Origin of the sequence: Rhodococcus pseudokoreensis, from assembly GCF_017068395.1 — a bacterium.
GTDB lineage: Bacteria > Actinomycetota > Actinomycetes > Mycobacteriales > Mycobacteriaceae > Rhodococcus_F > Rhodococcus_F pseudokoreensis.
Genome location: NZ_CP070619.1, coordinates 8,355,212 through 8,367,992, shown reverse-complemented (window position 1 = coordinate 8,367,992; position 12,781 = coordinate 8,355,212). Strand labels below are relative to the sequence as shown.

At 65.7% G+C, this 12,781-nt stretch carries 14 protein-coding genes; 5 read left to right on the top strand and 9 right to left on the bottom strand.

Annotated features, from left to right (window positions below):
* From JWS13_RS43555 to JWS13_RS43545, 3 genes are all read left to right on the top strand, one after another.
* Complete coding sequence (locus tag JWS13_RS43555; protein WP_206011263.1) at positions 1-1,560, top strand: LVIVD repeat-containing protein; 1,560 nt, start codon at positions 1-3, stop codon at positions 1,558-1,560.
* Entirely contained in the window at positions 1,550-2,203 is a 654-nt protein-coding gene (locus tag JWS13_RS43550; RefSeq protein ID WP_206011262.1) for a DUF305 domain-containing protein, read from the top strand. The genes JWS13_RS43555 and JWS13_RS43550 overlap by 11 nt, the downstream gene beginning before the upstream one ends.
* A gap of 275 nt (positions 2,204-2,478) precedes the next feature.
* A complete protein-coding gene (locus JWS13_RS43545) occupies positions 2,479-3,669 on the top strand; it encodes an acyl-CoA dehydrogenase family protein (RefSeq protein ID WP_206011261.1) in 1,191 nt (396 codons plus the stop codon).
* Between the two features lie 104 nt (positions 3,670-3,773).
* On the opposite strand, the gene JWS13_RS43540 is transcribed toward JWS13_RS43545, so the two are convergent.
* From JWS13_RS43540 to JWS13_RS43515, 6 genes are all read right to left on the bottom strand, one after another.
* Positions 3,774-4,103, bottom strand: coding sequence for a VOC family protein (locus tag JWS13_RS43540; protein ID WP_206011260.1), 330 nt, complete (start codon positions 4,101-4,103; stop codon positions 3,774-3,776).
* A gap of 116 nt (positions 4,104-4,219) precedes the next feature.
* Positions 4,220-4,951 (bottom strand): thioesterase II family protein, encoded by a 732-nt coding sequence (locus tag JWS13_RS43535; RefSeq protein ID WP_206011944.1) that lies wholly within the window; start codon positions 4,949-4,951, stop codon positions 4,220-4,222.
* A 107-nt stretch (positions 4,952-5,058) separates the two neighbouring features.
* Positions 5,059-5,439 (bottom strand): VOC family protein, encoded by a 381-nt coding sequence (locus tag JWS13_RS43530; protein ID WP_206011943.1) that lies wholly within the window; start codon positions 5,437-5,439, stop codon positions 5,059-5,061.
* A gap of 16 nt (positions 5,440-5,455) precedes the next feature.
* Positions 5,456-6,214: an arsenate reductase/protein-tyrosine-phosphatase family protein gene (locus JWS13_RS43525; protein ID WP_206011259.1), complete on the bottom strand. Its 759-nt coding sequence runs from the start codon at positions 6,212-6,214 to the stop codon at positions 5,456-5,458.
* Positions 6,215-6,369: 155 nt separating this feature from the next.
* On the bottom strand, positions 6,370-7,833 hold the full coding sequence (locus tag JWS13_RS43520; protein WP_206011258.1) for an MFS transporter: 1,464 nt from the start codon (positions 7,831-7,833) through the stop codon (positions 6,370-6,372).
* The gene (locus JWS13_RS43515) at positions 7,830-8,879 is read right to left on the bottom strand and encodes an alcohol dehydrogenase catalytic domain-containing protein (protein WP_206011257.1); all 1,050 of its coding nucleotides are present in this window, start codon (positions 8,877-8,879) and stop codon (positions 7,830-7,832) included. The genes JWS13_RS43520 and JWS13_RS43515 overlap by 4 nt, the downstream gene beginning before the upstream one ends.
* A 101-nt stretch (positions 8,880-8,980) precedes the next feature.
* Here JWS13_RS43515 and JWS13_RS43510 point away from each other — a divergent pair, with 101 nt between their 5' ends.
* A complete protein-coding gene (locus JWS13_RS43510; protein ID WP_206011256.1) occupies positions 8,981-9,880 on the top strand; it encodes a helix-turn-helix transcriptional regulator in 900 nt (299 codons plus the stop codon).
* Positions 9,881-9,948: 68 nt separating this feature from the next.
* On the opposite strand, the gene JWS13_RS43505 is transcribed toward JWS13_RS43510, so the two are convergent.
* Positions 9,949-10,776: an LLM class flavin-dependent oxidoreductase gene (locus JWS13_RS43505; protein ID WP_206011255.1), complete on the bottom strand. Its 828-nt coding sequence runs from the start codon at positions 10,774-10,776 to the stop codon at positions 9,949-9,951.
* Positions 10,777-10,919: 143 nt separating this feature from the next.
* Here JWS13_RS43505 and JWS13_RS43500 point away from each other — a divergent pair, with 143 nt between their 5' ends.
* Positions 10,920-11,621, top strand: coding sequence for an MspA family porin (locus JWS13_RS43500; protein ID WP_124393712.1), 702 nt, complete (start codon positions 10,920-10,922; stop codon positions 11,619-11,621).
* Between the two features lie 253 nt (positions 11,622-11,874).
* On the opposite strand, the gene JWS13_RS43495 is transcribed toward JWS13_RS43500, so the two are convergent.
* Complete coding sequence (locus JWS13_RS43495) at positions 11,875-12,246, bottom strand: CD225/dispanin family protein (RefSeq protein WP_206011254.1); 372 nt, start codon at positions 12,244-12,246, stop codon at positions 11,875-11,877.
* Positions 12,247-12,336: 90 nt separating this feature from the next.
* Entirely contained in the window at positions 12,337-12,774 is a 438-nt protein-coding gene (locus JWS13_RS43490) for a carboxymuconolactone decarboxylase family protein (RefSeq protein WP_206011253.1), read from the bottom strand.
* Positions 12,775-12,781 lie beyond the last annotated feature (7 nt).

Here is a 12,781-nt window from a genome sequence, read left to right as displayed (position 1 = left end):
ATGCGGATCGCCAAAATGCGGCGAGGTGTGGCTACCTCCGCCCTTGCCGTGTCGGTCGTTCTCGGAGTCGCGACCAGCCCCGCGCCCGCCATCGCATCGGCCGAGACGTTCTTCTTCAACGACGTCGGTTCGACAGCCGTCCCGCGGGCGGACTGCGGTCCCGGTTCGCTGCCGGAGACGGGTATGCAGGGCGACGTTCCGGCCGAAGACCGCAACAGCGGACGAAGCACCCAGGGTTATCAATGCAACATGTCGCTGATCGGGGGCCTGCAGGATCGCGGGGGTGGCCTGCTGTCGGTGACCTATGACCACTGCTCCTACACCAGCACGTTCTTCCCCGGGAACCTGCTGGACCCCAACACACCTGGAGTGCAGGTGCTCGACGTGTCGAACCCCGCCCAGCCGGTGCTGTCCACGACCCTGAACGAACCCGCGATGCTGGGCGGTACCTGGGAGAGTCTGAAGGTCAACAAGGCACGCAAGCTGCTCGCGGCCACCGCGGTCCCGGCAGCTCTAGGCACCGGCTACTTCTCCGTCTACGACATATCCGACTGCGCCCACCCTCGATTGCTCAACCGAGGTGCCGGAACCGACGTCACCATGCCGCTGCCGTTCATCTCGCACGAGGGCGGCTTCTCCCCCGACGGCAACACCTACTGGGTGTCCGGTCCCGCCCCAGGATTCCTCACCGCCATCGACATCAGAAACCCGGCCGAGCCACACATCACCTGGCAGGGACTGCACGGACTCGGCGGGCACGGTTTCGGCATCACCCCCGACGGGAACCGGATGTACCTGTCCAACCTCGGGGGGATCACCGTCCTCGACATCAGCGCGGTGCAACGCGGCGACCCGTATCCCACCGTGCCGCAACTCGCCACCTATCTGTGGACCGACGGGTTTTTCAATCAGCACAGCATTCCGGTCACGTACGGGGGGAAGCCCTACATCTTCACCGTCGACGAAACCGGTGGCGGTGGGATCAAGGTCTTCGACGTCGCCGACCCGGCGCACGCCGACATCGTGCAGAGGATCAAGCTCGAGATCCAGCTTCCCGCCAACGCCGCCGCGAACCTTCGGTCCTCGCAAGGCGGCTCGGTCTTCTCCTACGATCCGCACTACTGCGTCGTCGACCGCCCCACGGATCCGACCGCGCTCGCGTGTTCCTGGGAGTCGTCCGGGATCCGTGTGTTCGACATCCGCGACCTGGACGGCATCTGGGAGATCGCCTACTACAACCCGCCGGCGCAGACCGGCAAGAATCTCCAGTTGACCAATTCACCACACGCGCTGTCCTCGCTGATCGGTGTGTCGCTCTTCGATTTCGTTCCGCTCGCCCGCGCGGTCTTCGAGGGCAAGACGGATCCGCGGGTCGCGTTCGGTCCACGCGCGGGCATGGTGGCGTTCGGCGACCTGTCCGCGGATTGGTGCTTCTCGCCGCCGGAATTCCACGGCAACCAGATCTGGACCTCGTGCAGCGACAACGGTTTCATGGCGCTCCAGTTGGACGACTCGGTCTATCGAGCACCGGCGAATCAGGCTTCGACCTATGGGCAGTGACACGCGGTGGTCGCGGTTCCGTCGCCCCCTCGTCCTGTTGCTGTGCGCCGTGCTGCTCGGTGCCGGCGGAATTGTGGCCGGAATGTGGCTGCAGTCGGCGCGCGGCACCGTCACCGTCGGGATTGAGCTGTCCCCGGCCGACGTCGGTTTCGCACAGGACATGTCGGCGCACCACGAGCAGGCGGTGCAGATCGCCCAGACACTGCCGCAGGACGTCGACCCGCAGATCCGGGTCATCGCCGACCAGATCGTCGTGGCGCAGACTTCCGAGATTGCGACGATGCGGGGCTGGCTCAACCTCTTCGACGAACCCTTCACCACAGCGCATCCGATGCAGTGGATGCACGGTTCCGATCACGTCATGAGCGAACAGGGCGGCGCACCCATGCCGGGAATGGCGAGCACCAGCGAGATCATCCGGCTCGCCGGCCTGCACGGACCAGACGCCGAGGCACTCTTTCTGCAACTCATGATCCGGCACCACCAGGGAGGCGTCGACATGGCCGAGGCCGCCATCCACGCGGTCGCCTCGGAACCGATCCGCCGCGTCGCGCGCGGGATGATCCGCGACCAGAGCAACGAGATCGCTGTGATGACAGCACTACTCGGCACCAGGGACGCGAATCCGCTCCCCCACCCCTAGTCCAATGCACTCGATCGTGGTGGCAGGTCGGCGGACGACTGTCGAGAGGTAGGGCCGGTTTCCCCAGCCCCCGGTGGTACCTCCTGCCGGATCGACTTCATTCAGGGATTTGTACGGCCACATTCCCTCACGAGCAGCGGTCATGTCAATCGCAGTCCTCTCAACTGCGCGATGTTGCGTGCAGCAGAGGGAATGGGGAATGACAGCATTGCCGATTGGGTCTAGATTTGGCCGCACAAATTGTTGTAGCCTTTTGCACAACCGAAGGAGCCTTCATGACGCATCGGCCGTCGCAGCCGCGTACCGATTCACCGCGGTATCTGACCGAGGACCGCCTGGCGATCCGGGACCTGGCTCGCGAGTTCGCGATGACGCAGGTGCTGCCGGTCGCGAACGAGTTGGATCCGGTGCAGGGCACCATCCCGGACACGTTGAAGAAGGCGATGGCCGAGGTCGGGTTCTTCGGGATCATGATCCCGGAGGAACACGGCGGTCTCGGGTTGGGGGTGTTCGAGTACTGCCTGGTCGCGGAGGAGTTGTCGCGGGCCTGGATGAGTGTGTCCGGACTGCTGGCCCGCGGCAACGGGATGGGCGGCGGGTTCACCCCGGAGCAGGAGGCGGCGCTGCTGCCGAAGGTCGCCCGCGGTGAGTATCTGGGGGCGTACGCGTTGTCGGAGGCCGAGGCCGGGTCGGATGTGGCGAACATGTCCTGCCGGGCGACCCGTGACGGCGACGAGTGGGTGGTCAGTGGCACGAAGATGTGGTGCACGTACGCCGACGAGGCCGATTATCTGGTGTTGTTCGCGCGCACCGACCCGCACAAGGATCCGGCGAAACCGCACCGGGGGATCAGCGCGTTCCTGATCGACAAGGAGCGGGGTGGGTTCCCGGCCGGGATCAGTGGGACGAAGATCCGCAAGATCGGGTATTTCGGGTGGAGCACCTGGGAGTTGTCGTTCGACAATGTCCGGGTGCCGGCGACCGCGATGCTCGGGGAGGAGGGCAAGGGCTTCTACCTGGCGGTGTCCGGGTTGGAGGTGGGGCGGGCGCACACGGCGGCGCGGGCGATCGGGTTGGCGCGGGCGGCGTTGGAGGATTCGATCGCGTATCTGCACACCCGGCGGCAGTTCGGGCGGGAGTTGGCGGATTTTCAGCATCTGCGGTTCAAGGTCGCGAAGATGGCCGCCGATATCGAGGCGGCGCGGCAGTTGATGTATGCGGTGGCCACCGATATCGATACCGGTCGGCGGTGTTCGTTGGAGGCGTCGATGTGCAAGTTGGTGGCGACGGAGATGGCGGAGCGGGTGACCAGTGAGGCGGTGCAGATCCACGGCGGCGCCGGGTACACCACCGACTTCCAGGTGGAGCGGCACTGGCGCGATGCCCGGTTGACGAAGATCTTCGAGGGCACCAGCGAGATCCAGATGCGCATCATCTCCGACGAATTACTGGGTACCGTGCGGTAATTGCCTCTCGCGTCCACCGACCACTTCGGGCGTCGCGCGTGATAGAAAGCGGACAAGGGCCGAGACCCGCCGAACATGGCAGCGGGTCCCGGCCGCACCGAGGTCTACTTGCCGCGAAGACCGATCGGGTTGCCATCGGCATCGGCGAGCACGCATACCCGCGCCTCCGGCGTTACCTGGCGCGGGGCACTGCGCTCGGTCGCACCTGCCGCGAGCAGGGTCGCGCGGGCCGCATCGAGATCCTCGACATCGGCGAAGGCCACCGGTCCCCCGCCCTCTTCGCCTGGGTTCAAGGCGACCTCGAAGCCGTCGACGTTGTATCCGACGTAGTAGGGCTGGTCGGTGTGCGGTTCGCCGAGCAGCGCGGTGTAGACGGCCTTCGCGGCGTCCAGGTCGGACACCGGAATCACCAGGCTGCGGATCGTGGCACTCATACTTGTCTCCTCAGAGTCCGGCGGTCGCGTCGGCGACCGCTCTATGTCCACGCTAAGGGCAGTCCGAGACCGGCGCTTCTTTATTCCTGATCGGTCTGCTACCTGTTTCGTCGGGCTCAGTCGAACCTGGAGCCGACCAGTGAAGCGATCTCGTCCACGTGGTCATCTATATAGAAATGACTGCCCGAGAATTCGCGGGTGTCGAAGGACCCGGTCGTGAAGTAGCTCCAGAGCCGGATGTCGGTGTCGGTCACCGACGGGTCGGCGTCGCCGCGAAGGGCAACAATCGGACATGATACGTCCGGCCCGGACTTGTACCTGTAGGTCTCCACTGCCTTGTAGTCGTTACGCACGCTCGGTAACACCATCTCTGCAAGGTCGGGGTTCTCGATCAGCATCTGCACCACATTCGAGTCCGCACCGCCGAGCCGGCGCATGTCGCCGAGCAAGGCCTGATCGCCGGCCAAGTGCAACATTGTCGGCTGGACGACACTCGGTGCCGTTCGACCAGAGACGAACAGTGCCACGAGCGCGTGACCTCGCTGCTCGAACCGTCGCGCCGCCTCGAACGCAACTGTGGCACCCATACTGTGACCGAACACTGCAAGACGCCTACCCGCAGGCGGAGTCGACTCGCGCACCACCTGCTCCGCGATAGCGCCGATGTCGGAAATCATGTGGTCGCCGAGGCGATCCTGCCGACCCGGATACTGCACCGCGAGCAACTCGACCCGCGGGAAAAGTGCCTCGGCCAACTTTCGGTAGGCACTTGCTGTCCCACCACCATGTGGAAAGCACAGCAAAACCCCGGATGCGTTCGGGGAGGCCTGGAAACACCTGATCCACATCTTCACTCACCACTCCCCGCTGTCGACATGACGGTGGACGGTGTTCACGGTAGCGCGTGTCGTGGTCGATCAGCGACACGTAGTCGGCCAGCCGATCCCGCCGGCCCTCAGACGCCGGGCTGGAAGAGTTCGATCAGGTTGCCGGCCGGGTCGGCGATCAGGATCTGGCGCCCGCCCGGACCGGCCACCACATCGCTGCGGAATGCGACGCCGGCATCGCGCAGGCGGGTGAGTTCGGCGTCGAGGTCGCCGACGATGAGGTGAACTCGGTTTCTGCCCGCACCGGCGTTGTCGGCCGGGGTTGCGCGAGCACCCGAACTGGCCGGGCCCGACAGCAGGAGCCTCAGCGAGCCGCGGATCACGTCGGCGAAGGCGGGGGCCGGATTAGTGTGCAGGGCGAAACCGAGGTGGCTGGTGTAGAAGTCGATGGCTGCGGCCACATCATCGACAAGGTAGCGAACACTGACGTATTCGTCGGGTGGCGTCATCATCGCAAACTCCTCTTCACGCTTCGGGGGTGAGAATTGATAAGAGGTACCGGATGCGGGTGTCGATCTCGGCGGCGGTCGCCTGGAAGGCCGGGTACGTGTCCTCGTCGGTGCCGCCGGGAGCCGACGGGTCGGGGATGCTCCAGTGGATCCAGTGCACGTCGTCGCCGCAGTCCGGACAGACTTCACGGGCCTTGTCGCACAATGTGACTACCGTGTCGAACCGGTGGTCGGCGAGGGTGTCGAGGTGGCGGGGATTCTGGCCAGAGATGTCGATCCCGAACTCTTCTCGCAGCACCCGCACCGCATTCGGGTGCATTACCGGTTTGGGACGGGTGCCGGCACTGTGCGCTTCGACCCGACCGTTGGTGCGCTGCCGCAGCAGAGCCTCCGCCATCACGGAACGGGCGCTGTTACCGGTGCACACGAACAGCACTGACGCAGGTGCCTGCGAATCGAACTGCGACGAGACAGGATTCGGCCCGAGCGCAGGGTGCAGCGCGGCGCCCGCGCCGGTCAGCATCTCGGCGCAGCAGTCCAGATCCAGGTGGTAGTAGCTGTCGCGGCCGTCGAAGCTGCTGCGGGTAGCTCTCACCAGCCCGCCGTCACGCAGCAGGCGCAGGTGGTAGGAGACCAGATTCTGCGGCTCTCCCAGCAGAGTCACCATCTCCCGGACCCGGTAGTCGCCGCCGGACAGCGCCGCCAACAACTGCCACCGCAATGGATGAGCAGCCAGTTGCACGAACGCCGGGACGGGCTGACGTACCAACACCACAACACCAGGCTACCACTGAATACATCAAATGAGTTTGATGTATTCAGTGGGGTTCCTCAGGCGTCGGAAATATCGAGACCGAAGGTCTCGCGGGTAACACCGAAAACCATTGCCTGCCATGGTTATTGCATTGTTCACTGTCACCAGTGGGATGGTCATGCTTCAACCTTGGGGTCGGTAATGGGGTGCTGGGAGTGCCTGTCGGACGAGGTGCCCGGACTCGCAGTGCGGTGTCGGGCGGCGGGGACGATCACCGTGAGCACCACGACGAGCGCGAGCAAGAGCAGAATGGTGCTGCCGGTGAGGGCGGCGCCGACGTGGTCGGTCACCGCGGCCGGCCCGTCAAGGGTGCCGCCTACATTGGCCGAGATTGCGACGAGGACGCCGAGTCCGAGCGCCATTCCGAGTTGGTGGGCCGTGTTGACCAGGCCCGATGCCGCGCCGGCGTCCGCCGGATCTACACCGGCGATTCCTGCCCTCGTCAGCGGCCCGAACGCCAGGCCTTGCCCGGCGCCCACCAGGATCATCGGCAGCGCAACGTCTACGAGGTATGCATCGAGTGTGCCGATTCGGCTCAGCCATGCCATGCCGGCCAGGGTCAGCGCCGTCCCGGTAGCGAGCAGAGTCCCGTTCGACAGCCGGGCGCTCAGCCGGGGCACCGCGAGTGCGACAGCGAAGTTGACGAGGGTCATCGGCAGGAAGGCGAGGCCGGCTTGCAGTGGGGAGAAGCCGAACCCGTCCTGGAGCAGTTGGGTGGTGAAGTAGAAGAACCCGACCATCGCCCCGAGGTAGAGCAGCCGAGCGGTGTAGGCACCGCTGCGCTCACGACTGCGGAACAACCGCAACGGCAGGATCGGCTGCTGCACCCGACCCTCGTGGACGACCAACGCGACCAGCAGGACGGCCCCGATTACCAGAGCGGCCTGCACCCGTACCGATCCCCATCCAGCGTCGCCGGATTCGATGATCCCGAAGATGACGGCGCCCATGCCGAGTGTGGCAGCGAGCGCACCGATCACGTCGAACCGCCTGGTTCGCCGTGGTGTTTCCACGAGCACGCCGGACCACGCTATCAACGCGACCGCGATCGGGACGTTGACCAGAAATGCCGCTCGCCAGGAGACCCACTCCGTGAGCGCACCCCCGACGAGAAGACCGAGACTGGCGCCGATACCCGCCGTTGCGGCGTACCAGGCGATGGCTCGATTGCGGGCCTCCCCGCCGAAGTACGTCGTGATCAACGCCAACGAGGTCGGTGCGACGATCGCCGCACCGATTCCCTGCACCGCGCGGGAGGCGATCATCCACCACCCCGCCGGCGCCACCCCGACGAGCAACGACGCGATACCGAAGATCGCGAGCCCGATCCTGAACAGTCGGCGCCGCCCGACAATGTCCCCCGCGCGGGCGGCCAGCAACAGCAGACCACCGAAGACCAACGTATAGGCGTCTTGCACCCACGACAACGCCGTCGGCGACAGGTCGAGTCCAGACCGGATGCTCGGCAACCCGGTGAAGATCACCGAATTGTCCAGCAACACCATGAAATAGCTGACCAGAATGATCCCCAGAATCGCAGACGGCGCAGCGGGAGACCGACTCGAAACCGCGGTCGTCACGGCCGGACCGCGACCTTGAGCGCTTCCCGGGCATCCATCGCGGCATAGCCCAGCGGTGTCTCACCGAGGCCGACGGTCCGGTCGAACACCTTTCCCGGTTGCACGGTGCCGTCCAGGACCGCAGGAAGCAGCTGCTCGATATACGCGCGCACCGGTGCCGGACCACCGGTCAACGTCACGTTCGGTCCGAACAGGCTCCCGAACCCGACCGGCGCGTCCTCGTACTGAGGCACCCCCACCCGGCTGATCACTCCGCCCGCGCGGACGACGCCCACAGCCTGGTCGTAGGCGGGCCGGTGGCCAACCGCCTCGAGGACGATCGCGCTGCCGAGTCCGCCGGTCAGCTCACGAACCTTCGCGATCCCCTCCTCGCCGCGCTCGGCAACCACATCGGTTGCACCGAACTCGCGACCGAGGTCGGTCCGCACGCGGTGCCGACCCATCAGCACGATCTGCTCGGCGCCGAGTTGGCGAGCCGACAGCACGGCCAGCAATCCCACCGCCCCGTCGCCGATCACGGTCACGACACTGCCCTCGCGGACGCCTCCGCGGACCGCGGCATGCCAGCCGGTGCCGTACACGTCCGACAGCGTCAACAGGGAGTTGAGCAGCATCTCGTCGACGTCCTCGCCGACCGGTGCCTTCACCAGTGTGCCGTCAGCCAGCGGCACGCGGACTGCTTCGGCCTGACCGCCTGCCGTTCCCAGCGCCGCGTCGTTCCAGAATCCGCCGCGCACGCACGAAGTCTGCAGACCCTGTGCACAGAACACACAGGTGCCACACGACACCGCGAACGGCGCAATGACGAAGTCACCGGCCCGCAACGACCTCACGTCCGATCCGACCGCCTCGACGACGCCGATGAACTCGTGCCCCATCGACGTGCCCGCAGGGTCGACGCCCATGGAGTGGTAGGGATGCAGGTCACTGCCACACACGCAGGCCCGCACGATCCGTACGAGAGCGTCGGTGGACGATTGGATGGTGTGATCAGGGACATCGATGACGCGGACATCGCCCGCTCCGAACATGTACGTCGCTTTCATGCCTTCCAGTCGACCTCCAATCCGGCCGTCCGGGGAGTCACGGATGTTCCGGGTACTGCCAGTACCTCCCACACCGAGCGGTTACTCCCTACCGTGGACTCATGAGTTCGATCGACCTGCGCACCGAAATCCGCGAATTCCTCAGCACGCGGCGCGCACGCATCACCCCCGAACAGAGCGGACTCCCCGTCTACGGAGGTAACCGCCGAGTCAAGGGCCTGCGCCGCGAAGAGGTCGCCATGCTCGCCGGCGTCTCGGTCGACTACTACGTCCGCATGGAACGCGGCAACCTTTCCGGTGCTTCCGACAGCGTCCTGGATTCCCTCGCCGGCGCCCTGCAACTCGACGACGCCGAACGCGACCACCTCCTCGCCCTCGCCCGCCAATCGCGAGCAAGCAGCACCCGGCGCCCCCGCACCCCGCCCATGACGATTCGCCCGGCGATCCAGCAAATACTCGACGCCACCACCGACGCACCGGCGTGGATCCGCAACGGCCGCCACGACATCCTCGCGATGAACGACCTCGCCCGGGCCCTCTACTCCCCCGTGCTCGCCGACCCGCGCCGTCCAGCCAACACCACCCGATTCGTCTACCTCCACCCCCGCGAAGCTGAAGAGTTCTTCGTCGACTACGACACGATCGCCAAGGACGCCGCCGCCATGCTCCGACTCGAAGCCGGCCGCAACCCCCACGACAAAGCACTCATCGCACTGGTCGGGGAACTGTCCACCCAAAGCGAACTGTTCCGCCAACGCTGGGCATCACAAGACGTGCGCTTCCACCGCAGCGGTCGAAAACGACTGCGCCACCCCGCCGTCGGTCAACTCGACCTCGACTTCGAAGCACTCGAACTGCCCTCCGAACCGGGCCTCCAACTCAACATCTACACCGCCGCCGCCGGAACACCCACCGCCGACGCCCTCAAACTCCTCGCGTCCTGGGCCGCCAGCCAGGAAATACTCGACACCGAACAAGACACTTCCCATAGTCCACGGTGATCCCGAACGCACACGGGTGACCGTCACCGACATCAGGACACGAGCATCGCAGACCCCGCCCAAGGTCTCTACCGACTCGGGATGCGAGGTGGGCCGACCCGCAGGCGGACCCGCATCTGCCCGGCGCGCCCACCGAACGGGTACAGACTCTCCAGCCACCATGTCGCACCGGCCCCGACCCACTCCGACACCGCGGCAACATCATCGGACCCAGACGTCGAGCCGCTCGCCACGTACGCGAAATCGTCCTCCCGCCCGATCGCGAGCCGGATCGCACGGAGGTCATCGGTGGTAACCAGCCCCGTTTCGTCGTCGGCCTTGCGGGGAACCACACCGTCGAAGCGAGCGGCCCGCTCGAACGGCGCCCGGTTCGGCCAGTGACCGCCGACCCAGATCGGGATCGTGCCGTTCACGGGCGCCGGCAGCATCGGTGGACAATGCACGTGGTGGTACCTGCCGTCGAAGTCGACCGGACCACCGGTGAACATCGCCGTCAGGACGGCCAACGATTCGTCGAGCACATCCCCGCGCGCGGTCAGTCGCTCACCGAAGACCTCGAAGTCGTAGTCGGCGCCCATACCCACGCCCAGGAGCGCGCGTCCACCCGACAGGTGATCGACAGTCAGGACCTGACGAGCCAAAATCTGCGGCCGACGACGCGCCAGCGGCGTCACCACCGTCCCCAGCAGCACGTGCGAGGTTGCCGTCGCCGCGGCGGCCAGGCACGTCCACGCGTCAGCGATGGGCGGCGTGCCACCCCACTCGGGGTTCCACGTCACGTGATCCCACAGGAAGAAACCATCCCAGCCCGCCGCATCCGCCTCGGCTGCCATCTGGACAACAGTCAACGGGTCGGACCACTCCATGAACGGTGGCAGCGTGACGCCATAACGCATGGGATCAACCTACCGAGACGACGCCCCGCGGACGCAGGAAGTTCGTCGTGAACTTCTGATCAATACCGAGATTCTGTGCGGCCCCGTGGTTACGCTTCGCATACTCTTCCTCTCTGTTTTGAAGCACTCTGAATGGGGTCGGCATGACGGACATCAGCACATCTCGCGTTGGGTACAAGAGGTTCACTCGCAGTGTCGCGGTCGCGGGCATCGCAGCGCTCGCCATGGTCATGGGCAACGGCACGGCGTCGGCCGGCGTGGACAATTCCAGCTCGGTCGTCGACGCCGCCGGTAACCGGATCGAAGTTCTCCAGGGCGACACCTCGTACCAGGTGGTACCGCCGCTCGACGGCGTACCCACCAGCGTGGAGTTCTTCCACAACGGCTATGCCGGGGTCAACATCACCGGGCCGAATGCGGCGGAGTTCAAGGGCACACAACTCACCGTCGGCTACCAGATCGGTTACCCGATCGCGTTGGCGGGCGCAACGATCGTCCTGAACACACCCGGTCTCGGGTTTGCGATCGGCTCGAGCAACGGCATCGACCTGGGTCTCGTCCCGGACCTCACTCTGGGGCTGAACGCGGGCACCAGCGCCACACTCGCAGGCGACATCATTCCGTCGCAGGAACTCGACATCGACCTCGAGCCGGGCGGCATCACCACTGTCCCGATCCTGGAGGGCCAGGAGTTCGACGGACCGGCGGCCTCGGTGAGGATGCAGGGCGTCCACGGTTCCATCTCCGGCGCCCTCGGTGCGGTCACGATCCGCCCCTACGCCATGGCAGTCACCGCGGACGGCGACACGGTCATGACTTACGGTGTGCCGCAGAAGCTCAACTAGTTCACTCCGACACGAACGACGATGTGCAGGCCGGCGCGACCAAGTCGCGCCGGCCTGTCGTCGCGCGGTGGCCCGAACCGCAAGCGAACTGAGACATGTTCGGAAAGAACAGAATTCATGGCGGTTCGGCCCATGCATGCGAGTAGCATTCAGGGTGTGCTGCTGCAAGTTCGATGCAACCGATCCAGCGGCATGTCGGCCCCCGCTCACTGCCCTCGAAAGCGGTGGCGGGGGCGCGTCGCACGTACGTCAGTTACCCGTATCGGTAGTGCATCATGCCGTGATGGCCACCCCCGTGAGTGATGACCACGACGGCGACCAGGGTGTAGAGGATCACGAACAGGAGCAGCAGCCCCCCGAAGATCCACAGCGACAGTTGCCCGAGTCGGCGCACTCGGTCCGACGCGTCCTGTGCGCCGTCGACGTCGCCGCTCGCCCACAGCGGATACACGTTGAACGCATGTGTGAAAGCAGAAAAGGCCAGCGGCCAGAAGAACAACGCGGACGCCACGGCCCACCCGGCATTCGCCGACGGGCGCGGCCTGGCCGACTCACTCAAGGTGCGGGCAGCAGTAGTGGGCGGGGTCGGGTCCGAAGGAATCGGATCGGTGGCGGAGGACGACATGGCAGCGCTCCTGAGGATCAATGGATTCTCTGCTCACGGTAGGAGCCGAAGCTGAGGAGCGCCTGAGATCCAGCTGGCAATGTTGCACTTCTACGGCGCAACCGGATAGTGGCTGGTGACCGCAACCCGGTTCCAGGCATTCATCACCGTCGCGAGCCAACTGATCGCGGACACCTGCTCGTCGGTGAGGGAGCCGTCGTCCCAGGTTCGCCGTTCCGGAACGGCAAGAGCGGTGACCTGTTCCGCGAGGTCGAGCGCAGCGCGCTCCTGATCGCTGAAGTACTGCGCTTCCCACCACGCCGCGACGACCGCGAGCCGATCCGTCGTCTCTCCCTTGGCCAGGGCGTCGCGGGTGTGCATGCGAAGGCAGAAGGCACAGCCGTTGAGTTGCGAGACGCGAATCTTCACCAACTCCACCAGGAGCGGGTCCACTCCCGCAGTCTCCAGGGCAGCCTTCACGTCCGCGTCCAGCTTCATCAGGCTCTTGTACACGGACGGGTGCTGCTTGCTGAGATTCACGCCGGTCATGATGTTC